Source organism: Acinetobacter sp. YH01007, from assembly GCF_013420425.1.
Lineage (GTDB): Bacteria > Pseudomonadota > Gammaproteobacteria > Pseudomonadales > Moraxellaceae > Acinetobacter > Acinetobacter towneri.
This window is the reverse complement of the sequence record NZ_VOYC01000008.1, coordinates 70670-92437: the sequence shown is the minus strand read 5'-3', so window position 1 is coordinate 92437 and position 21768 is coordinate 70670. Positions and strand designations below refer to the sequence as shown.

The 21768-nt window shown below is 40.5% G+C and carries 19 protein-coding genes; 11 read left to right on the top strand and 8 right to left on the bottom strand.

Annotated elements, in window-relative coordinates; translation table 11 throughout:
- The first annotated feature begins 76 nt into the window (after positions 1-76).
- On the top strand, positions 77-1258 hold the full coding sequence (locus FTT74_RS06260; protein ID WP_004976871.1) for a hypothetical protein: 1182 nt from the start codon (positions 77-79) through the stop codon (positions 1256-1258).
- Between the two features lie 64 nt (positions 1259-1322).
- Here the strand turns inward: FTT74_RS06260 and FTT74_RS06255 are convergent, their stop codons facing one another.
- Positions 1323-2318, bottom strand: a complete 996-nt coding sequence (locus FTT74_RS06255) for an alpha/beta hydrolase (RefSeq protein ID WP_154320810.1) — start codon at positions 2316-2318, stop codon at positions 1323-1325.
- A 247-nt stretch (positions 2319-2565) separates the two neighbouring features.
- On the bottom strand, positions 2566-3738 hold the full coding sequence (locus FTT74_RS06250) for an iron-containing alcohol dehydrogenase (RefSeq protein WP_179988716.1): 1173 nt from the start codon (positions 3736-3738) through the stop codon (positions 2566-2568).
- Between the two features lie 456 nt (positions 3739-4194).
- On the opposite strand from FTT74_RS06250, the gene FTT74_RS06245 reads away from it, so the two are divergent.
- From FTT74_RS06245 to FTT74_RS06225, 5 genes are all read left to right on the top strand, one after another.
- On the top strand, positions 4195-6198 hold the full coding sequence (locus tag FTT74_RS06245; protein WP_179988717.1) for a hypothetical protein: 2004 nt from the start codon (positions 4195-4197) through the stop codon (positions 6196-6198).
- Between the two features lie 89 nt (positions 6199-6287).
- Entirely contained in the window at positions 6288-8000 is a 1713-nt protein-coding gene (locus FTT74_RS06240) for an AAA family ATPase (RefSeq protein ID WP_179988718.1), read from the top strand.
- A 140-nt stretch (positions 8001-8140) separates the two neighbouring features.
- On the top strand, positions 8141-9124 hold the full coding sequence (locus FTT74_RS06235; RefSeq protein WP_096901190.1) for an ion transporter: 984 nt from the start codon (positions 8141-8143) through the stop codon (positions 9122-9124).
- Positions 9125-9407: 283 nt separating this feature from the next.
- Positions 9408-10328 (top strand): LysR family transcriptional regulator, encoded by a 921-nt coding sequence (locus FTT74_RS06230; RefSeq protein WP_131261626.1) that lies wholly within the window; start codon positions 9408-9410, stop codon positions 10326-10328.
- Between the two features lie 130 nt (positions 10329-10458).
- Positions 10459-11634 (top strand): CynX/NimT family MFS transporter, encoded by a 1176-nt coding sequence (locus FTT74_RS06225; RefSeq protein WP_179988719.1) that lies wholly within the window; start codon positions 10459-10461, stop codon positions 11632-11634.
- Between the two features lie 85 nt (positions 11635-11719).
- Here FTT74_RS06225 and FTT74_RS06220 read toward each other — a convergent pair whose 3' ends face one another.
- Positions 11720-12175: a DUF441 domain-containing protein gene (locus tag FTT74_RS06220; protein ID WP_004976854.1), complete on the bottom strand. Its 456-nt coding sequence runs from the start codon at positions 12173-12175 to the stop codon at positions 11720-11722.
- A 159-nt stretch (positions 12176-12334) separates the two neighbouring features.
- Here FTT74_RS06220 and FTT74_RS06215 point away from each other — a divergent pair, with 159 nt between their 5' ends.
- Positions 12335-13057, top strand: coding sequence for a pseudouridine synthase (locus FTT74_RS06215; RefSeq protein ID WP_167845958.1), 723 nt, complete (start codon positions 12335-12337; stop codon positions 13055-13057).
- 101 nt (positions 13058-13158) lie between these two features.
- Here the strand turns inward: FTT74_RS06215 and FTT74_RS06210 are convergent, their stop codons facing one another.
- The 3 genes from FTT74_RS06210 to FTT74_RS06200 all read right to left on the bottom strand — a co-directional run bounded on the left by FTT74_RS06210 (position 13159) and on the right by FTT74_RS06200 (position 15077).
- Positions 13159-13602 carry a GNAT family N-acetyltransferase gene (locus FTT74_RS06210; RefSeq protein WP_004976850.1) on the bottom strand — a complete coding sequence of 148 codons (444 nt, stop codon included), beginning with the start codon at positions 13600-13602 and terminating at the stop codon, positions 13159-13161.
- Between the two features lie 93 nt (positions 13603-13695).
- Positions 13696-14052, bottom strand: a complete 357-nt coding sequence (locus FTT74_RS06205) for a type II toxin-antitoxin system RelB/DinJ family antitoxin (RefSeq protein ID WP_004976848.1) — start codon at positions 14050-14052, stop codon at positions 13696-13698.
- Positions 14053-14162: 110 nt separating this feature from the next.
- The gene (locus tag FTT74_RS06200) at positions 14163-15077 is read right to left on the bottom strand and encodes a pseudouridine synthase (RefSeq protein WP_154320807.1); all 915 of its coding nucleotides are present in this window, start codon (positions 15075-15077) and stop codon (positions 14163-14165) included.
- Positions 15078-15293: 216 nt separating this feature from the next.
- Here FTT74_RS06200 and tsaE point away from each other — a divergent pair, with 216 nt between their 5' ends.
- The 4 genes from tsaE (at position 15294) to hfq (ending at position 19283) form a co-directional block, all read left to right on the top strand.
- Entirely contained in the window at positions 15294-15770 is a 477-nt protein-coding gene (gene tsaE / locus FTT74_RS06195; protein ID WP_179988740.1) for a tRNA (adenosine(37)-N6)-threonylcarbamoyltransferase complex ATPase subunit type 1 TsaE, read from the top strand.
- Positions 15763-17745, top strand: a complete 1983-nt coding sequence (gene mutL, locus FTT74_RS06190) for a DNA mismatch repair endonuclease MutL (RefSeq protein WP_004976842.1) — start codon at positions 15763-15765, stop codon at positions 17743-17745. The genes tsaE and mutL overlap by 8 nt, the downstream gene beginning before the upstream one ends.
- 6 nt (positions 17746-17751) lie before the next feature.
- Complete coding sequence (miaA, locus tag FTT74_RS06185; RefSeq protein WP_179988720.1) at positions 17752-18696, top strand: tRNA (adenosine(37)-N6)-dimethylallyltransferase MiaA; 945 nt, start codon at positions 17752-17754, stop codon at positions 18694-18696.
- Positions 18697-18788: 92 nt separating this feature from the next.
- Positions 18789-19283 (top strand): RNA chaperone Hfq, encoded by a 495-nt coding sequence (gene hfq / locus FTT74_RS06180; RefSeq protein ID WP_179988721.1) that lies wholly within the window; start codon positions 18789-18791, stop codon positions 19281-19283.
- Between the two features lie 294 nt (positions 19284-19577).
- Here hfq and FTT74_RS06175 read toward each other — a convergent pair whose 3' ends face one another.
- Entirely contained in the window at positions 19578-21188 is a 1611-nt protein-coding gene (locus FTT74_RS06175) for a PT dipeptide repeat lipoprotein (protein ID WP_179988722.1), read from the bottom strand.
- Between the two features lie 88 nt (positions 21189-21276).
- Positions 21277-21672, bottom strand: a complete 396-nt coding sequence (locus tag FTT74_RS06170) for a hypothetical protein (RefSeq protein ID WP_131261492.1) — start codon at positions 21670-21672, stop codon at positions 21277-21279.
- Between the last annotated feature and the right edge of the window lie 96 nt (positions 21673-21768).

Below are 21768 nucleotides of genomic sequence, written 5' to 3'. Positions count from 1 at the left end.
TACAAGCAACAAACAAATCCTTACAAAAACAAGCAGTACAATGGATGTAATGCCCACAGGATTGTGAGAATCAGTCATGATGAAAAAACAAGATCTATTGGAAAAAAAACTGCATATTGAACGGTTTAGACAAAGCAGTAGTTTATCGCCGCTGCATGCGCAGCAAATTCAGCAGAGTATTTTAAATTCTTGGCAACGCTCTGAAATTGCAGAAATTCCTGTAGATCGGCAGGCTGCTCCGTTAAATTCCAGTTTATCGCATCCGCAAGGCGGTTCGGCTTTACAGAGAGCTGTGCAAAATTGCGCAGAAGATTTAAAACATATCGCGCAGCAGTCCGACATGGTGGCAGCCGTGGGCGATGTGGGCAGTACGATTATTTGGACGGCAGCGAGCGCTCAAATGCGTAATGTGGCGGAACGAGTACATTTTGTAGAGGGTGGACAGTGGCGTGAAGAGTTGGTGGGTACCAATGCTTTGGCTTTGTCACTCAAAACTCAGCAAGCCAGTTGTGTGTTTTCCAGTGAACATTATATGTCATCGTTACATGACTGGGTTTGTTATGCCGCACCAATTTTAGACCCACATTCCAAACAAGTGTTGGGCGTGATTGATTTATCGACCACTTGGAAAAATCATAACAGTTTGGGTTTGTTGGCAGCAGAGCGCTGTGCTTCTTTAATTCAAAATGCGTTGCTGGAACAGCAAAAACAGCAGCTTTATATTCGCGCGTTTCGTGTGCCACAGGTGTTATTTAATGGCAAAGTGGTGGTGATGACACCGCGTCAAATTGAAATATTGGTGATTTTGGCACTTTGCCCACAAGGCATGAGTTTAGACACTTTACACCAAGCACTATATGGTGAGCGTAAAGTCAGCATGGGAACGCTAAAAGCTGAAATGTCGCAATTACGCGATATTTTAGGGGGGATGCTCGGCTCGCGTCCTTACCGAGTTTTGGCGCATATTGAAGCCGATTTTTTACAAGCTGAGCAGGCTTTAGATGCAGGTTATGTGCAGTCTGCCTTGCAAACGTGTGCAGGGGTATTTTTGGCGAAAACTGAAAGTCCATTTTTATGCGCATGGCGAGATTGTTTAGAATCACGCCTGAGTGATGCCATTTTTAATGCACAAGATACCGATGTATTGCTGAAACATTTGGCGCATAGCCCTGAAGCGATTGATGCGGTAGAGCGTTTAATTGAACTGATGCCAAAGCATCATCCTGCACATCAAATTTTATTAAAATACAAAGCCTAAATGACGAATCAAGTCTTTAGGCTTTCATTTCACTGTCCTTTAGTCTTACTGTTTTTTTTAGTTTTTACAGCCCCTTGCGGTTTAACCAGTCAAACAAGGACTGATACACTTCCGCACGGACTTCTGGCGCAGAAAGCACCAAATCATGCACGCCATCTTCAATTTGGCAAAGCTGAATATCACCATGCATGTGATGCCCATATTTTTGCATATCCGCAACATCTAAAATTACGTCAGTACGTTGCGCAATCTCATTCCATTGGCGTGGATAACTACTTTGACTCGCATGCATAATTAAGGTTGGTACACCCAAATGCACACTGGCATGAATTTCTTTTTGTGCTTCATGAATTGCACGTACAAAACTTAATCGCACTTTAGGATAGCGCGGTTTTTTCCATTCCAAGTTAAATAGCCATTCACCATGATATTGCTTGTGTAGACTTGGCACATAAAATGGATTGAGGCGACTTGGAAATTTCATTTCTGGCAGTAATTTGCCTAATTGGCTTAGACGAGGAATGCCGACTTTTTTCTCAATTTCGCTCATATTGAAATCATAAAAAGGGCTGTTACACCATAAACCACGAATCAGTGGATGATTGGGATGATGTGCCACATATAACGTGGTGATTAATCCACCTGTTGAATGTCCTGCCAAAATCACTGAGTCATGTTCTTCTGCGGCAATTTGCTCAAGTGCAGCGGAAATTTCTGCATCATATTCAGACAAGCTGCGCACGTTGTACCAATGCTGATGTGACAAATGCGAACGCCCGTATTTGCGCAAATCTAAGGCATAAAAGTCGTAGCCGTACTGATTAAACTGGTCTGCCATTTCAGTTTGAAAGAAATAGTCAATAAAACCATGAATATAAAGTACGGCTTTACGGGTTTCCTGTTCAGCTTTTTTGCGTACCAAGGTAGCAATCACTTTGCCTTCATAATCAGATGGAAAATCCAGCGTCATTTGTTGGTAATCGGCACCCAAAATATCGGGTTGATAGCTTGGTGTTGTTTTTTGTTTTTTACTTAACAGCATAAGGTGTTCGTCATCCATTTTATTTTGACTATATCCTTGATGAGCTGTGCGCATTTGTCAAATTGAATTATGCAAACCCTCTGCATCTAAATCGCTTTAGTTTTATGCTGCGAGTTCATTTTGTTTTGAACAGCAAAAAAAGCAGAACGCATCTGAGATGGTTCTGCCAAAGGGAAGGATAAAAATAAAACAGCAAAAGAGGAAAATTGAAAAAAAGGATGGGAGATGCTGAGCAAATCTTGATTCACTCAGCAGGAGATTCAAATTACATCGCGGCTTTAAAAATTTCGACCACTTGTGCATGATTGGCTTTACGTGGGTTGGTGAGCATGCAGGCATCTTTTTGTGCATTTTCAGCCATAATCGCCAAGTCATCTTCTTTCACGCCTAACTCTGCTAAACCTGTTGGAATACCAATTGAGCTAGATAATTCACGAATTGCATCAATTGCGGCATAGGCGGCTTCTGTGGTGGTTAATCCGTCAGTATTGACTCCCATCAATTCTGCAATATCTGCATAACGCTCAGGGCAGGCAATCAGGTTAAATTCGCAAACATGCGGCAGTAAAATTGCATTACAGACGCCGTGCGGCAAGTTGTAGAAACCACCGAGTTGATGCGCCATGGCATGAACATAACCCAATGAGGCATTATTAAATGCCATACCAGCCAAATATTGCGCATAGCTCATGGCATCACGTGCTTCAATATTTTCACCATTTGCCACGGCAGGGCTAAGCCACTGGCTAATCATACGAATAGCTTTTTCAGCGCAGGCATCGGTAATAGGATTGGCTGCAGTTGAAACGTAGGCTTCTACAGCATGGGTTAAGGCATCCATGCCTGTTGCTGCGGTTAAACCTGCAGGTTTGGCAATCATGAGTTTTGGATCATCAATGGCGATGAGTGGTGTGCAGCGCCAATCGACAATTGCCATTTTAACGTGCGTGTCAGTGTTGGTAATGATACAGAAACGGGTCATTTCCGATGCTGTACCTGCTGTGGTGTTAATGGCAATTAGCGGGGTCATTGGCACGGTACTTTTATCAATGCCTTCATAATCACGAATATGCCCACCACCTGCGGTAACTAAGCCAATGCCTTTGGCGCAGTCATGTGAAGAACCACCACCTAAAGACACAATAAAGTCGCATTGATTGGCATTGTAGGCATCGACACCTTTATGTACGTTAATGTCGGTTGGGTTTGGCTCAGCACCTGCAAAGATATGGCTAGCAACGCCTGCTTCGGTGAGATAGCCTGCAATGGTTTCGGCTACGCCAAATTTAAACAGTCCTTCATCTGTCACAATCAGGGCTTTTTTAGCACCTAAATTTTGCGCTCTTACGCCAATTTCTTTGGCACAACCAGGGCCGAAGAGAGACACACAAGGAATATAAAAACCGTTGGTTTGATCTGCAATATTTTTAAAAGCCATGCTCAGATTCCTTCTTGCATTGGGTATTGGAATAATGTGTTGTTATCGCGGTGTTGAACCGTGATTTGAGTATTCAATGCTTTGTGGTGAAATCCTACCTACCAAACACCAACCCTATTTTCTGAGTAAATAATGCAAACTAATCAATTGAAATTTATTTGTTTTTTAATGGGTTTTTATTTTTTCTGAAGTTGTGCGCAGGCTATAGGCAAGGGCTTAAATCTTGTTTATAGTGTTTTTGTATCTCTAATTTTAAGGTGTAGATACCGTTCACATAAATTTCAGGTGTAATTCAATTAATAAGTGGCTTAAGCTCGATTGAAGAATTGTCCACTTTTTGCAGATGGAAATAAAAAACAAAAAATAGGGATGTATCACGTGATGGGTCTAGTCGGTGCAATCAAATAAAAATAAGATGACACTTAGATAGACCGCACTTAAGCATGAGGAGCGTATATGCAGCCAATTTGCCAGCATAGCCAGTTGCATGCCGTTGCACAGCAATTGGTTCGTATTTCCAGTGTGGCCGCAGAAATCTATCAAGATCAAATGGATTTGGTTGGACATTTTACAGCACAAAATTTGTTTCGGATCGATCCTTTGCAGCATCGGGTCGAATTGCTGAATGGTCTGTTTAGTCTTGAATTTTATCCGCCAAAATCGCATACAAATTTAATAGAAACTCACTTTGAATTTGCGGGGAAACAGCAAGAAGCATTTGAAGATTTTTTCTTACATGATCTGCATTTTTTGACTGGGGATTTAAAACCGCAGCATTCTTTATTTTTGCGTAATCAGGCGCAGCAATTGCGACAATTGATTCTGCAGCAAGTTTACCTGTGGGTAGATGGTGCAGCACGGGTTAAGCAATTGTTATTGCATTTAGATGCAATGCAGGCACAAATTTTAGATCAGGCATTAATGCAGGCAGACGATCAGTATCAACCAGTATTGACCAAATTTGTGCAGCAAGGGCAGCACATTCCTGAAGATGTTTTAACTAACTTAACGATGCTGTGTGCTTTGGAATTTATAGAGGGTGAAACCTTTTTGCCAGTGCAAGCACTGATGCAAAGTTATGATGATTTTTGTTTTAGTGCGGCAGAATTTTTACCTAAAGCCATGCATCGTATTTTAAGTATTTCATTTCCTGAACGATTTAATTTGCAGGATTTAATCGATCATCAGGATGATATTCGGTTGTTGTATCGACATGCCGAAGAACATGGGCATTTATTGGGTTTTGCGCGTTTAATGCACCGTGAGGTGTGGCAGCGTTCCGATGCTTTGGCGAAACCGCATTTTTTAAAATCTTGCCCTTTAATTTGGCAAAAGAAAGTCGCCAAACTGCCGTTATTTGATTATCCACGTGCGGTGAATTGGCTGTTTAAACAGTCTGCACAAGTGTTGGATTGGCTTAGTTTAAATATTCATCATACCAGTGTGCGGGTGGCAGTGACTGCGCTCAGTTTTGTCGATTGTAGTCAGGCACATCCACGGATTATTTTGGCAACTTTGCAATATTTTCAATATTCAGCCGCACGTATGTTCATTCAAAGCTGTAATGTATATGCGACACAGCAAGCGTGGTTCGCACATGCGCATAATGTCAGTTTAATGCCGCATGGCGAAAAACAATCGTTGGATGATCCGCGGGTTGCCATTAGTCCTTCTATTTTGTATTTGGATGAATGGATGACTTTGCTGAAAACCGTGGCGCAACACGATGAGCATTTGGTCAAGCATGTATTTCGGCGTTTAAGTCGTGTCATGCAAAGTTATATGTTGTATTTACAGCAGATCACCCAAGATTTACCGACAGCTTTGTTGGACTATATTCAGTCTGATAGTCAGCAGCAACGTGACTTTTATACGGTATTGCAGCGTTATCAGATTCAGCCTGATGATTTTCGGCAGCGTTTTTATTTACGTGCACACAATACACGTGTTTCGGTATTTGACAGTTATGTGCGCGACTATTTACTGGAATATTTCGTAGCGCATACACATATTCCAAAAAGTTTGAGTTGGTTGGGGTTGTTTCATCAAGCGGTACATTGGCATCAACAAGTGTATAAAGCAGAGCTATTTGCCAAACTGAAAAAAGAAATTCCGTGTAGCACATGGCAGGCGAAAAGCCCGCAGCAAATATTGTACTTTTCAGGTTGGTGTTTTGAAGAACTGACCGATTTAGACCGTATTATTGAAGAATCGAAAAACTTTAAACACTGTTTGGCACTGAGCTATGCCAAAGCCGTGAGTGAAGGACAATATGTGGCGTTTCACATGGCATCACCACATTATGTGCAGCAATTGACCTTGGGCTGTCACTTTAGGAATGGGCAACTTGTGTTTGATCAATTGGAATATCCGAATAATCAAAAAGCGGAACAGTTACTGGTGACCATTGCAGAGCAGTTTATTGCATGGCTGAATCCACAATTGCCAGCTAAAGCATAAGACAACAGTTGTCGTATTCGCAGACTTGAGCCTTAACTTTTAGGCAAAAACTCGTTAGGCTATAGCCGTTCAGCAATGGTATAGGTCTTATGAAACAGGAAACTGCACTTAAACTTTTAAAAGCAGGCGAAAATGTCTTTTTAACAGGCTCTGCTGGTGCGGGTAAAACCTATACCCTGAATCAATACATCAATTATTTAAAAGCACGAAAAGTACCTGTAGCCATTACAGCATCTACAGGTATTGCTGCAACGCATATGAATGGCATGACCATTCACACGTGGGCAGGTATTGGTATTAAAGACTTTTTGTCCGATGCCGACCTAAAAAATATGAAAGAGCGCAAATATCTCAAAGAACATTTAGAAAATGCGCAAGTGTTGATTATTGATGAAATTTCGATGTTGCATGCCAAGCAACTGAATTTAGTCAATCAGGTTTTAAAATATTTTAAAGACAGTGATGAAGCCTTTGGCGGCATTCAGGTGATTGTTGCAGGAGATTTTTTCCAGTTACCGTCTGTAGGAAAAAACGATGAGCGCAATCGTGACAAGTTCTGTTTTATGTCAGAGGCGTGGGTCGAAGCTAAATTTCGAGTCTGTTATTTAACTGAGCAGCACCGTCAGGGCGACGATTATTTAAATGACATTCTCAATGCAATTCGTGCACAAAGTATTGATCATCAACATATTCAGGCTTTGGAGCACACCCGCCATCAAGATATTGGCGACACTTTCACACGTTTATATACGCACAATATGGACGTGGACAATATCAACTTTAAGCATCTGAATGAAATTGAAACTGAGAGCAAGCAGTTTGATGCCGTGTGTGATGGCAATGAAAAGTTGATTGAAACGCTGAAATCATCCGTACGTGCGCCTGAAATTTTAAATCTAAAAAAACATGCCAAAGTGATGTTTGTTAAAAACAACTTCGATATGGGCTATATCAACGGCAGTTTGGGCGAAGTGATTGGCTTTGAAGAAGATGACGATCACGGTATTTTGCCTAAAGTAAAATTGACCGATGGCACAGTATTACTGGTCGAGCCTGAAACTTGGTCGGTGGATAATGATGCAGGCAAAACCATTGCCAGTTTCCAGCAAATTCCGCTGCGTTTGGCATGGGCAATTACCATCCACAAATCACAAGGTATGACCTTAGAAGCGGCAGAAATCAATCTTAGCCATACTTTTGAAAAAGGGCAGGGTTATGTGGCGTTGTCACGATTAAAATCGTTAAGCGGTTTGCGTTTATTGGGATTTAATAGCCAAGCTTTGGAACTCGACAGTTTAGCGATTAAGGCTGACCGCCGTTTTCAGGAATTGTCTGAAGAAGCTGAAACGCACTATGAGCTGTTGGATTTAACACCACAACATAATGCATTTATTCGTCACTGTGGTGGCACGTTGAACGAAACCGAAATTTTGCGCAATGAAAAGAAAATTGCCAAAGGTGGAAAAACCAATTATGCGACTGCCACGTTAGATGAAACCCGCGCTTTATTTGAAGAAGGTTATGATATTCAGGATATTGCAGTAGAGCGAGGTTTAACTCCTGCAACTATTATCAACCATTTGGCACGTTTGCAAAAAGAACAAAATCTGGATATTTCAGTGGCACATCCAGGTGAAGAAGTGGTGGAAGAGGTCCGTAAAATTTATAAGCGATTAATGAAGCGTCAAAATGCAGAGCACTTCAGCGATGATGGCGCAATTAAACTGCGCCCGATTGTTGAAGCGACTAGTCCACGCATGGGCTATGATCAGGTGCGTTTAGCATTGCTGTTTATTCAGTAGTTTAGTCATTTGGATAATGATGACTTATACTGCAATTCTGCATTAAAAATGCCCGCTTAACGTCACATAAAATACTATCGTTTTGAGAAAAACTTCGGTTAAACTGCCATCACTGTAAGCCTTAAAATATAATATTCGGTATGGCATTTACACCGTGGTACACATTTCGAAAATTTGTCTATAACAACTTACACGACGATGACTATGAAACATGGTTTAGTCGTTGCATTAACTATTTTTTAATTTTACTGATTTTAGGCAATGCCAGTGCGGTTATTTTAGAGTCGGTGAATGATGTCTATCTTGCCTATCAGGTATTTTTTGACCATTTTGAAAACTTTTCCATCGCAGTGTTTACGCTTGAATATTTGCTGCGGATTTGGAGTATTGCCGAAAAAGACCCGTTTATTTCGCCGTGGAAACAGCGTGTAAAATGGCTTACCAGCGGTGGGGCAATTATAGATTTGTTGGCGATTCTACCTGCTTATATTAACTTCTTTGTGCATCTAGATTTACGGTTCCTAAGAATTTTACGTTTGCTGCGTTTGTTAAAACTGACACGTTACTTTGTATCATTGCAAATTTTATTAAGAGTGATCGAACGGGAAAAAGGATCATTTCAGGCAGTCATTTTTATTCTCTCTATTATGATTGTGATGTCTGCCGCAGGTGTGTATGTGGTGGAAAGCAAGGCACAGCCTGAAGCCTTTAGCTCAATTCCCGCTTCGATGTGGTGGGCAGTGGTGACTTTAACCACAGTCGGTTATGGCGATGTCACACCAATTACCCCTTGGGGCAGAATTTTAGGTGCGTTAATTACGGTATTGGGTGTCGGCTTGGCAGCATTGCCTGCAGGTATTTTAGCCACAGGTTTAGCCAACGAACTTGAACAACGTAAGCAGCATTTAGGGTTGAAATTTAGAGAGCTATTGCAAAATAGTGAGATTGATCTGTTAAATGATCAAGAAAAAATTGAAGATTTACGCAAACAAGTCGGTTTAACCACTGAGCAAACCCAAGATATTTTATTGCAGTTAATTCGTGAGCGTCGTGAAGAAGAGCTGCGTTTAGAACAGGAGCCTTATAAATACTGCCCACATTGTGGAGAGAAGTTGTCGGAGTAAGCGAGGCTTGGGTTAAGAATTTCAATTCTAGTTTGGCTCTGCACGTTGGAAGCCTAAAACATGCTTGCTGAAAGCCATATTATTTTTATGGAATTGTATTGATTTCGTAGTAAATATCATCGAATAAAAACTAAGATGAAGAAAACTCATTATTTACATGCTAAGATTAAATTAATTCATTATTAAATTGAATCATGTTTGGCTTTGTTTCTTATTTTGCAAAATAAAAATGCGACCTAGGTCTAAACATGCAGTCAATAACTTGAAAAACTAGGAACAAGCAATGCTTGAAATTCGCCACTTAAAAACGCTATCAGCCCTGCGTGAACATGGTTCTTTGGTTGCTGCCGCCAATGATTTATGTCTGACGCCATCTGCCATTTCTCATCAACTCAAAGAACTAGATCATTGGTATGGCGTAGAAGTGGTGAACCGTCGTAGTCGCCCTGTGACATTTTCCAATGTCGGACAGCGTTTATTGAAACTGGCGGATGATGTCCTGCCACAAATTCAAATCACCCAAACTGATATTACCCGCATTGTGCATGGTCAAACGGGGCGAATTATTTTTTCTTCGGAATGTCATAGTTGCTTTGACTGGTTGATGCCGCTGCTGAATCAATATCGTCAGCAATACCCTGATGTAGATTTAGATTTTGCTTCAGGTTTTGAAGCCAATCCGCATGAATTATTGCAAAACGCAGAATTTGATTTATTGATTACCGCAGACCCGATTGCCTTAAAAGGTATCGAATATTTTCCAATTTTTGAATATGAATCGCGTTTGGTGTTGTCAAATACTCATCCTTTAGTACGTGCCGAGCGCATTACCGTACAGGAGTTGGCAGAAGAAACCCTGATTACCTATCCTGTCGATAAACACCGTTTAGATATTATGTCTAAGCTATTCATTCCAGCCAATATTCAGCCAAAAGCTATTCGTACTACAGATTTAACCCAAATGTTGATTCAACTGGTGGCGAGTGGGCGAGGGATTGGCGCATTGCCAGATTGGGTGGTGAATGAATATGAGCAAAAAGGCTGGGTAACTTCACGTCGTTTAGACTGCGTTGCTGCGGGAGGATTACGCCGTACCTTGTATGCGGGTTATCGTAGCGAAGAAAAAGAAAAGTGCTATTTTGAAGGCTTTTTGAAGCAATTAGAGAAATTTTCCCAAAAACGCACGCAGTATTATTCAAGTTAAAAATCGTACGATCAGCATCGTAAAGAGAATGCTAATTTATCGCTAAAAACACTAAGCTCATCTAAATCTCCACTAAAAACAGTGAGATGTTCTTGCTAAGCTTGCCTTGCGAAAATTAAGGGAGAGCGCAGTGAGTTCGGTACGTTGGCTGACAAAGGATTTGTGGATTGTTGCTGCGGGTTTTATGGCAGCAATGCATATTGGCAAGTTGCCACCGACTGTACCCATCCTACAAGCTGAACTCGGAATTAGTTTGGTTCAGGCAGGTTTTTTGCTGTCTTTGGTACAAGCTGCGGGCATGTCTTTGGCGTTGTTGCTAGGCAGTTATACCGCAAAAATTGGCTTAAAACGCTGTGTACTTTTGGGTTTGTCTTTATTGGCAGGTGCAAGTTTTGTTGGTGGTTTTGTACATAGCTTTTCCGCACTATTAAGTCTGCGTGTAATTGAAGGTTTTGGCTTTTTACTGATTACACTCAGCGGCCCTGCATTTATTCGTCAACTGGTTGCAGTGGAGCAGTTGCCTGCCAAAATGGGGCTGTGGAGTGCCTATATGGGCGGTGGGATGGGTATTGGTTTACTAAGTACGCCGTTTTTACTGACCATCTTGGATTGGCAAGGCGTGTGGATGTGTTTGGGATTGTTATCCTTTGCGCTCGCAATCATCATTTATAAAGCCGTACCGAGTGTGCAGATCAGCACGCAAGCCATTGCCATCTTTGAACTGATTAAAAGCACTTTGAGCCATCCACCCGCATGGATATTGGCTTTGGTTTTTGGTGTTTATGCAGGGCAGTGGTTCAGTTTGGTGGGTTTTTTGCCGACCATTTATCAGCAATATCAAATATCTTTACAAACCGCAGGTGTGCTCACAGCTATGGTTGCAATGGCAAATGCGGTGGGTACATTTGTATGTGGGTTGTTATTACAGCGTGGGCTGAGAGCGCAAGTGTTGATGCAAATGGGTTTTGCGGTATTGATGCTATGCGCACTGAGTTTTTATATTTTGCGTGATGTTTTACCATTCATTGTGCAGTTTTTATTGGTCATCCATTTCTCTTTATTTGGTGGTTTAGTCGCAGCTGTGGTATTTGCGCAAGTACTTAATTTTGCACCACAACCGATTGCGATTAGTACCACCGTAGGTTTGGTGTTGCAGTGCTCGGCAATTTCACAATTTTTATTGCCGCCTGTGGTCGCAGCTATCGTATCTGCCACAGGAACATGGCTTTGGGTTGGTATTTTAATGGCCGTTTTATCTGCAATGGGAATGATATTAACATCTATCTTGTTTCGCAAAGTGGCTTAGATTTGGATGGTTTTTATTGAAATTGGTTGATACAAGACGATGAATTCAAGCAAAACCATCTAAACCAAGCGTCCCTAAATCTATGTTAAGAATAGCCAATAAACAAGGTGAGAATTCCTGCTGCAATCAGTGGTCCCACAGGCACGCCACGTAGCACAGCAACACCTGCGACTGTACCAATCAATAAGCCTGCGACCACATCAGGCTGATTGGTCATGAGCTTGACACCACGCCCGCCTAACCATGCCACAAAAACACCAATTGCAATCGCAAGTAAAGATTTCCAACTCAGGAAAGATTTTAGAATTGCTTCGCCTGGAAGTTTGCCACTGGCAATGGGTGTCAGTACGCCAATGGTGAGAATGATAATGCCCAGATTTAAGCCATGCTGCTGCAATAGTGGGAAAAATTCACTTAGCGGCGTAATTCTAAAAACAATCAGTACTGCTGCGGCAATGGTCACAGCCGTATTTTGGCTAAAAATACCGCATGCGAGTAGAACGATCAGCACCATCAGGTTAAGGTCTAATTGAGAGAGCATGGTGATCCATAAAAGGGGAAATAAATTGGAAAAGTGCAGTTATTGTAACTGTTTTGAACTACAAGCGGGCAAGGTACGCAATGTGTTCAGAATTTACGGTGTATTTGGTTTAGAATAGCAGCAAATATATTTATACTTTTTATCATTAGGTCGCTCATCATGTTGTTGGAAAAAATGTTGCAATCACAAGGCTTTGGATCACGTAAACATTGCCAACAACTCATTAAAAATGGTGCAGTCACCATTATGGGCGAAACCCAGACCAATCCTAAATTCGCGATAAAAATTGCGCCTGAAACGGTTTTGCAATTTTCGGTGTATGGGCAAAATTATCAATATCGTGAAAAGGTCTATATCGCCTTACATAAACCACAAGGCTATGAGTGTTCGCATCAGGCGACCCATCATTTTAGTGTGTTTGACTTGTTTGATGATGTATTGCTGAATCGTGGTTTGCAGTGTGTTGGACGCTTAGATCAGGACACCACAGGGCTGTTATTGCTGACGGATGATGGACAGTTTTTACAAGCATTGACCCATCCTAAAAAGCATGTGGCAAAAGTGTATGCTATGCACACCGCAGACCCGATTAATGCAACACAAATCCAGCAACTTGAGCAGGGTGTCGCATTGCGCAATGAATCAGGGACATTTGCTGCAACAGAGGTACAACAGCTTGCTGAACATGAATTGCAGATGACCATTCATCAAGGTGTTTATCACCAAGTTAAACGTATGCTGGCAGCAGTGGGCAATAAAGTAGAACAATTACATCGTCAGCAAGTTGGTGCATTAAACTTGACTGATTTGGCTTTAGATGTGGGTGAATGGATGTATTTAAGCCCTGAACAAGTCGAATTGGCAAAAAACCGTATGGAATAAATGAGGTTCTGCTGAACTTTCATCAATAGCTTATGATCAATGGCTTACGTCAGATTAAATTTAAACCCTTTGCCTAAAGCCGTAATCGTCAGATCAGGTGACTATTTTAAAAAGCAGTGATAAGTCTGGAATTCATCATCTTTGACAAAGCCCATCTTTTCATACAATTGGTGGGATTGGTAATTACTTTTTTGTGTTTCAAGGCTAATCCGTAGCGCATTTTCATGTCGTGCAAATAAAATTGCAGTATCAATGAGCTGTTTGGCCGAACCTTGTCGTCTAAAAACAGGGGTGACATAAACGTCATCTAAAATATAGTAGGTCGAGCAGGCAACCGAAGAAAAGCCTAAATAAAGTAATACAAATCCAGTGATTTTTTGATCTTTGATATGAATGAAAATCACACTTTCCTGATTTTCAAAACGCTGTTTTAAGAATGCTGCTGAAAGGCTTAAATTCGAGGATGCACCATAAAACTGACGATACTCATCGAACAATACAGCAAGCTGGTCTAAGTCTTCTAAAGTGGCACGTCTTACAATCATTACGATACTCCATGCTTTTTTATTGTCCTTGCATGAAGCATAGCTAAGTTTTTAAAGTAAATTTTTAAAGAATTGTTTAAAAATGCAACACTGTTAATTTTTGTCAGTTTCACCCAAAATTGCATTGAGTTCATCAAACAAGTCTAGATGTTCATCATCCAGTTCAAAATCTTCAACACTATTATTGCCAGTTACAGATGCTTCATTGCTTGGGGTTGCATCCACTAGCGTTGCTTTTTGCTCTTGTTTTAATTTGCGTAACTTAATCAATTGTTCCAGATTAATATTCTGATTTTCAATTGAAAAGGGAATTGATTTAGTCAGCACGACTTGCTTAAAAAACAAACGTACCGCTTGCGCAGGCGTAATCCCCAACTGTTTAAACACAGCAAAGGCTTGTTTTTTCTCTTGAGAGTCCAAGCGTACTTGATAGACTTCAGTTTTTCTCATAATTTTTAATAGAAGGAAATAGATTTAAATTTTAGCAATATTGTAAACAATTCATTTGTAATTTCAATATGACTACAACGAAAATCCACTATTTTGTAATGACAAACATATTACAATGTCAATTCTTGCTGTGCGCTAAAGTGGAATTGTTGCTGGCTAATCGGGTCAAAAAAACTTAAATGCTTGGCAAGCAATTGTAGCGGTGCAGAAAAATCATCTGCTTGTTTGTGCTGTAAAATGGGATAAAACGGGTCGTTCTTAATCGCAATACCTAAGCTATTTAAATGCACACGCAGTTGGTGCTGCTTGCCTGTTGTAGGCTTTAATTCATATTTTGCCCATGTTTGATTATGTTCAAGCAAACGAATTTCTGTTTCGCTGTTAGGTGTGCCTGCCACGACGTGCATCAAATAAAAAGGTTCACCTTTTTCCATGCGTAATTGCACAGTACATGGTAGTGACAAATTAGCTTGATAAGGCGCAATGGCATGGTAGGTTTTTTGCACCTGACGTTCTGCAAATAATTGCTGATACACCGCCCGAGTTTCTGGTTGTTTGGAAAACAGCACCACACCCGCAGTTTCGCGGTCTAAACGATGAATAGGTGTGAGCTGCTCATTCTGTGTTTGTTTTTTTAAGCGTACTAATAAGGTTTCTTGTACATATTGCCCTGTAGGGCTCATGGTCAAAAAATGTGGTTTATCTACAACCAATAAGTGTTCATTTTCAAATAAAACTTGATGCTGAAAAGGCACGGCAACTTCATGCGCTAAAAAACGATAATAAAAAATATCCTGATGTGCGCTATAAGGTGTATCTAAATCTAAACGCTTGCCTTCGGCATCATAAACCAGACCATCCTCAAAGCGTTGCAGCCATTCCTGTGCAGAAATATGGGCAAACTGGGCACATAAATAACGAAAAATTGATTCAGGCTGTGTGCTTAATTTGGGTAAATGCAATTTGCTGGCGCTCACACCATCTAGCATGGGTGGAACAAAGGTGTTGGGATGAGTCGACTTCATCTGCAAATTGCTCATATTCAGGTGTGAGAGTTTCTTTTTCATCATATTGAAAATAGCCTAAGCAGTTTGGGTGCTAAGCTTAACAATCTTGATTCATTGCCTTGTCTAAAATTGTTATAAATTGTCCACATTTACACAGTTTTATCCATCAGTACATAGGCTTTAAAGCAGTGCGATGCTATCATAATTGGTCTTTTGAATCATGTCGTGAGCGTTATGCAGTATTCATTTAATTTGGCTTTAAATAATGAGCAAGATACCCAAAATCTGGCGCAGGTTTTGGCAACGCATTTTCGGTCGGGTGTGATTTATTTAATTGGTGATTTAGGCGCAGGAAAAACCACTTTATCGCGTTATTTTCTACAGCATTTGGGGCATCAGGGCGCGGTTAAAAGCCCGACTTACACCTTGGTGGAACCTTATCAAATACAAGGACAAGATATTTTTCATTTTGATTTATATCGTTTAAATGATCCTTATGAATTAGAGCTGATGGGCATTCGTGATTATTTAGAAACCCCAAATGCCTTGTTTTTATTTGAATGGCCATCAAAAGGTGGCGATGAAATTCCGCCCGCAGACTTGATCATTGAAATTAAAAAATCGGAAGATGAATTAAGCCGTACAGCAATGCTAAGTTCGTCTTCGGTTGCATTACAACAAGCTTTGGAGCAACAATTTAATCATGCCTAATGATGTGTTAAATCTACGTCGGATCCACACGCTTGAACCTGCCTTAGCCAACCAAATTGCTGCGGGTGAGGTAATTGAGCGTCCTGCCTCTGTGGTCAAAGAGTTACTAGAAAACTCCATTGATGCAGGTGCAACCGAGCTGATTATTCGTGTGGCACAAGGCGGCAGTACACTCATTGAAATTATTGATAATGGTCGTGGCATTCATGCTGAAGATTTGCCTTTGGCGGTGACTCGTCACGCGACCAGTAAAATTCAAACGGCTGATGATTTACATGCTATTGTCAGTTTAGGCTTTCGTGGTGAAGCACTGGCATCAATTGCAGCAGTATCGCGTTTGACTTTGGTCAGTAGCCAAACTGAAGATGGTGTCGGTTATCAGGTCGAAGTCAATGGCACTGCCTTTGACCATCAAGATATTCAGGCCGTTGCTGCACAAAAAGGCACACATATTCGGGTACAGGATTTATTTTTTAATGTGCCTGCACGACGTAAATTCCTGAAAAAAGCGGGTACAGAATTCGGACATATTGAAGAAATTGTGCGTCGTTTGGCACTCACACATTTCGATATTCGTTTTGTTTTGGAACACAACGACAGCATCAAACTGAATTTACCCATTGCAGACAGTGGCGAATTGCGTTTTCAGCGCGTGCAGCAACTTTTAGGACGAAACTTTGTCGAAAATGCCTATTGGATAGATGCTGACAGTGTCACCATGCACTTATCGGGTTGGTTGGGGCATCCTTCCGATGCACGTTCGCAAGCCGACTTGCAGTATGTGTATGTGAATGGGCGCATTGTAAAAGACAAGACCATCTCCCATGCTTTGCGTATGGCATACGAAGGTATTTTGCATGGACATCAGCATGCTGCGTATTTACTGTTTTTAGAGGTTGAGCCTGAAAATATTGATGTCAATGTGCATCCGACCAAGCATGAAATTCGCTTTTTAAATCAGCGGGAAGTGCATGAGTTTGTACGACATTATGCCAAAGAAACCTTGGCGCAATTTCAAACTGCAACAGCAGATTTAGCCACTGCTATGAAAGCTGATCCTGTCGAACAAGCTGCGCCTTATGTGGTGCAACCGCGTTATCAGGAACAATTTTTACTGCACAAACATGCCGAGGCAAATCCTTACAATTCCGCTGACGATGCAGTAGATGCGTACACGATGCAGCCCGCTTCACAAGCGGGAAGTGAGTTACTTACCGATTTTAATCAGAGTCAGCCGCAGACAGTTCAATATAACCGACCTGTGCAGAGTAATTATCAAGGTTCGCAACAGCTCAACAATGCTTTAAAAAGCTATCTCGCGCCTTTACGTGATCTAGATCAAGACTCAGCCAATCTTACGCAAACAAACACAACACCTGCGGTGGATGAGCATCCGCTCGGCATTGCAATTGCGCAATTGCATGGTATTTACATTCTGGCGCAAAATAGTGAAGGCTTGATTATTGTAGATATGCATGCCGCCCATGAACGAATTGTGTTGCAACAGATGAAAGCCGCTTGGGATAAACCTGAGTTTTGGACTTCGCAGCAATTGCTGATCCCCAAAGTTATCAGCATTAGCCGCATGCAAGCCATGCGGGTGGATGATTTAAAAGAACAATTGGCACGACTGGGCTTGGAAATAGACCAATATGGCGATGAACAGGTCATTGTGCGCGGTGTGCCCGCGATTTTGCATAAGGCAGATTTTGCCGAATTAATTCCTGAATTACTTGATGATTTAGACCCAAATGATGAAGCGCAGGCGTTACTGCAAAAGCGTGATCATATTTTGGCGGGAATGGCATGTCATAGTGCAGTACGTGCACATCGGATGTTAAGTCTTTCTGAAATGAATGCCTTATTGCGTCAAATGGAACAAACCGAATTTGCTAGCCAATGTAATCATGGTCGCCCGACTTGGCGTGCCTTTCCATTGGCACAACTAGATAAACTTTTTGCTCGAGGAGAGTAGCGTTACATGTCAAATCAATTGCCGGTCATCAATTTAATGGGACCAACTGCAAGCGGTAAAACTGCTTTGGCATGTGAGCTGTATGAAATGGGGCATTTTGAGCTGATTTCAGTCGATTCTGCGCTAGTTTATCGAGATATGGATATTGGTACAGCCAAACCAACTAAAGCGGAACAGGCGCGTTATCCGCATCATTTGATTGATATTATCAGCCCGCTTGAAGTTTATTCTGCTGCACAGTTTGTCGAAGATGCCTGCGCCTTGATTGACGATATGCACGCGATAGGAAAAACCCCAATTTTAGTGGGCGGAACCATGCTGTATTTTAAGGCATTGCTTGAAGGTTTATCTTCAAATTTACCCAGTGCCAATTACCAAGTACGTGCTGAAATTGAAGATAAAGCCGCGCGTGAAGGTTGGGAGGCTGTATATGCAGAATTATGTGCGGTAGATGCATTGGCGGGACAAAAGTTTAAAGTGTCCGATAAGCAACGTATTATTCGTGCTTTGGAAGTTTATAAATTAACAGGCACACCAATTACCCAACTGCAAGCAGAACAACCTAAAAATGTACCATATCGTTACACTTTTCATAACCACGCCTTAGTGCCTGATCGGGTAGAATTACATCAGCGTATTGAAAAACGCTTAGAGATCATGTGGGAAATGGGTTTTTTAAATGAGGTGCGTCATCTTATTGAAAAATACGATTTAGATGCAAATTTACCTTCCATGCGCTCTGTCGGTTATCGTCAAGCTTTAGAGTTTTTACAAAAAGGTGATGAAAGTCGCAGAAAAATGCAGGAAATGGAGGGTAAGGCGCTATTCGCAACACGACAACTTGCGAAACGTCAATATACTTGGCTCAGATCGTTGCAGGAATCGCATAAATTTCACACATATTTTACGATAAAGCAGGCTCAAGAAGACTTGCGAAACTGGTACGGATAAAGCAAAATTTACACACTGTCTTTTTTATAATTTTTAATTGAAAAATAAAGATAGTTTTTGCGCTGATTTTTAATTATTTTTGGAGTTATAACATGTCTAAAGGTCAAACTTTACAAGATCCGTTCTTAAATTCTCTCCGTAAAGAACGTATTCCTGTTTCTATCTTCCTTGTGAACGGTATCAAGCTACAAGGTCATATTGAATCTTTTGACCAATATGTTGTTTTATTGAAAAACACTGTAAGCCAAATGGTTTACAAACATGCAATTTCTACAGTTGTTCCTGCGCGTAATCCACGTCCAGCGGGTGCACCAGCAGGCGGTCAAGGTGGCTTCGGCGGTCAAGGTGGCTTCGGTGGTCAAGGTGGCGGCTTCGGCGGTCAAGGTGGCGGCTTCGGTGGTCAAGGTGGCGGCTTCGGTGGTCAAGGTGGCTTCGGTGGTCAAGGTGGCGGCTTCGGCGGTCAAGGTGGCTTCGGTGGTCAAGGTGGCGGCTTTGGCGGTCAAGGTGGCTTCGGTGGTCAGTCTGCAAGCGGTTTTGACAACGATTCTAAATTTGAAGAATCTCAAGAAGACGACAACAATCGTTAATTGATATTCTGAAAAAAAGCCTCTCATTTTGAGAGGCTTTTTTTATGTCTTACTCTTTTTCTGGTCAATTTACATACTCTGATTTATAAGCTTAAGTGTAAGCGTGTGCTGAACCTCATACCTATTTTTTGATTTTGGTCGGGTTGCCACTGATTTGGCAGGGTAATCCTCCCATAAATAAGTGCCCACTAAAATTTAAGTGGACACTATTGGGGCATTGCATTTTAGCGAAAGTGGGGGTTCACTGGATGCTTACTGCTTATAGTCTCTTTATGCAATCGTGCCCATCTAAAATTATTCAATTATTTGAAAATCATTGAGATCTGCCTGAATAGATTTTGGATTATTTGCGTATACAAATTCTGCATTTGTATACAACCAGCCTATTTGACCTTGCTGATTAAAGCGTTTATTCAAATATTTAAGGATAGGAGTATTTGAGAAAATCTCTTCTGAAAATACTTTAAATTCTCCTACATCTAGCTCTTCACTATCTTTCATAAATAATAAGCCATTTTTTTTAGTGGCAGATATATCTAAAGAGCGACTAACTAAACGATACCCATCCTTAGCCTGAGCATTTATCATACTTTGCAATGCTAAAGCACGTTCAAGTCTTGTACTCTCTGTTGGATAATCTTTGTATCGATATGTGTAGGTACCATTATGTTTACTACTATTTATACAAGTTACTATCTTAGGTTGATTTTCTTTATTATCTAAAATTTCTACATGATTTCCTGTAAAGTATTGTTTAAATTGAATAATGCGACAACCTTCTTGACCTAATTTATTAAGTACATTTATTAATTGATTAGTGTCAACAAGTGGGGAAAGATAACCACTATCATAAGTGTATGATGCATTATCATTTTCATTTTTTAAAAAATAGTCTTTAAAATTTAAGTCAGTAGAAGGCCTTACAGAATGAAGAAATTGGTATCCAGATTTTCCATTCTCATTAAGATTACTTAACCATGAAAAATAGATATTGCTAATAGAGCTTGCAGTTCGATCAGACACAATAGCAGAGTAGCGAGTATTCTGATTAGCTAACTTCATATAGCTATTTACAGTTTGATTTCCATACACCTTATTATTGTATGCGACAATTTTATATCCATTTTTCCCCATTTCATTAAGCTGAGATAGGAATGCAGTACTACTGGTTGAATTAACCGCATCTACATTTAAAAAATTTGCTGTTGTAATAAGGGTCTTAGGTTTTTCTGCAGTAAATAATCCGACATTACTTTTTACATAACAGCGATTATCCTTGTAGGGGTTAGATATAGAATTCCTTTCTAACTTAATGTAAGCAGGATTATTACTAGTTGAATTAATAATACAAAATGAGTCATCATTTAAAAAAGTTAAGACTCTATTTTCTTCTGAAGTTGTGCTATATTTTTGATATTTAACAGGATAGTAAAAGAAATTATCATATTTAATACCAGTTTTAATATCTTTTAGTATTAGATCTCCAAGTAATTGATAACGCTTGCTAACCAATTCACCTCCACACATTTTTAATGAAGGATTATATAGAGAATATTGAACACCTTCATTACTGGCTTCTACTGAATTATTCCCAGTTTTAGTAATTTCAATCTGAGCTAAATTACAATCAGAAATACCTAAGTTAGATGAGCCTTGAATCCACTCTCCAGCCAATTTATCCGCTACTGTTGTTGGTGTTGGTGTTGGTGTTGGTGTTGGTGTTGGTGTTGGTGTTGGTGTTGGTGTTGGTGTTGGTGTTGGTGTTGGTGTTGGTGTTGGTGTTGGTGTTGGTGTTGGTGTTGGTGTTGGTGTTGGTGTATTGGAATTATCTGAGCTGTCACTGTTACAACCAACCAAAGCAGTAATTATTACAGTCACAAAGCCACTTTTAATTATCTTGTTCATAATAAGCTACTCACTAGAAATATTTTTCACAGAGATAGCCATCAAAATTCTGATAGCTATGTTATCACTATCGCCCCCATTTTAAGAATTAATGAATTAAATGAGACTCTACCCATCCATTTCCATATTCTGTTGTTACTTCGATTAATCCATTTGAGCTGACATTACCTGCATAAATAATGTCAGAATTTTTAGAAAGCTTAGTTTTTACTTTGCTTGATTTATTAGACGTTTCATAAAGCGGTAAGTTGTTTAGTTTTGGGGTTAATTTTTGTCCTATAGTACGTTCAATATCTTTAGATGTTTCATCATTACCACGAAACTTAGTCATTTCTTTGGCTGTACCTGCTACTTCTTTGGTCGTTTCGTTAATTTGACTTAAGGTTCCTCTTAGATCTCTTAAACTGTCTGCAAAGCCAGCATAAGAAGACGTTGAACTAGCATAAATGGTAAACAGAAGAATCAGGGGTGAAATTTTCATCATACTTACTCCTTAACGATGATTATTTAAATTGAATACTTTGTTTAGGAATGCGAAAAATTCGCATTTTTATGATAGAATATTTAATTAACAGTTGTA

What these genes read in the sequence shown, in the direction of transcription:
- FTT74_RS06260 (WP_004976871.1), top strand. Translation starts at nt 77, where the DNA reads ATGATGAAAAAACAAGATCTATTGGAAAAAAAACTGCATATTGAACGG.
- FTT74_RS06255 (WP_154320810.1), bottom strand. Translation starts at nt 2,318, where the DNA reads ATGGATGACGAACACCTTATGCTGTTAAGTAAAAAACAAAAAACAACA.
- FTT74_RS06250 (WP_179988716.1), bottom strand. Translation starts at nt 3,738, where the DNA reads ATGGCTTTTAAAAATATTGCAGATCAAACCAACGGTTTTTATATTCCT.
- FTT74_RS06245 (WP_179988717.1), top strand. Translation starts at nt 4,195, where the DNA reads ATGCAGCCAATTTGCCAGCATAGCCAGTTGCATGCCGTTGCACAGCAA.
- FTT74_RS06240 (WP_179988718.1), top strand. Translation starts at nt 6,288, where the DNA reads ATGAAACAGGAAACTGCACTTAAACTTTTAAAAGCAGGCGAAAATGTC.
- FTT74_RS06235 (WP_096901190.1), top strand. Translation starts at nt 8,141, where the DNA reads ATGGCATTTACACCGTGGTACACATTTCGAAAATTTGTCTATAACAAC.
- FTT74_RS06230 (WP_131261626.1), top strand. Translation starts at nt 9,408, where the DNA reads ATGCTTGAAATTCGCCACTTAAAAACGCTATCAGCCCTGCGTGAACAT.
- FTT74_RS06220 (WP_004976854.1), bottom strand. Translation starts at nt 12,175, where the DNA reads ATGCTCTCTCAATTAGACCTTAACCTGATGGTGCTGATCGTTCTACTC.
- FTT74_RS06215 (WP_167845958.1), top strand. Translation starts at nt 12,335, where the DNA reads ATGTTGTTGGAAAAAATGTTGCAATCACAAGGCTTTGGATCACGTAAA.
- FTT74_RS06210 (WP_004976850.1), bottom strand. Translation starts at nt 13,602, where the DNA reads ATGATTGTAAGACGTGCCACTTTAGAAGACTTAGACCAGCTTGCTGTA.
- FTT74_RS06205 (WP_004976848.1), bottom strand. Translation starts at nt 14,052, where the DNA reads ATGAGAAAAACTGAAGTCTATCAAGTACGCTTGGACTCTCAAGAGAAA.
- FTT74_RS06200 (WP_154320807.1), bottom strand. Translation starts at nt 15,077, where the DNA reads ATGAAGTCGACTCATCCCAACACCTTTGTTCCACCCATGCTAGATGGT.
- tsaE (WP_179988740.1), top strand. Translation starts at nt 15,294, where the DNA reads ATGCAGTATTCATTTAATTTGGCTTTAAATAATGAGCAAGATACCCAA.
- mutL (WP_004976842.1), top strand. Translation starts at nt 15,763, where the DNA reads ATGCCTAATGATGTGTTAAATCTACGTCGGATCCACACGCTTGAACCT.
- miaA (WP_179988720.1), top strand. Translation starts at nt 17,752, where the DNA reads ATGTCAAATCAATTGCCGGTCATCAATTTAATGGGACCAACTGCAAGC.
- hfq (WP_179988721.1), top strand. Translation starts at nt 18,789, where the DNA reads ATGTCTAAAGGTCAAACTTTACAAGATCCGTTCTTAAATTCTCTCCGT.
- FTT74_RS06175 (WP_179988722.1), bottom strand. Translation starts at nt 21,188, where the DNA reads ATGAACAAGATAATTAAAAGTGGCTTTGTGACTGTAATAATTACTGCT.
- FTT74_RS06170 (WP_131261492.1), bottom strand. Translation starts at nt 21,672, where the DNA reads ATGATGAAAATTTCACCCCTGATTCTTCTGTTTACCATTTATGCTAGT.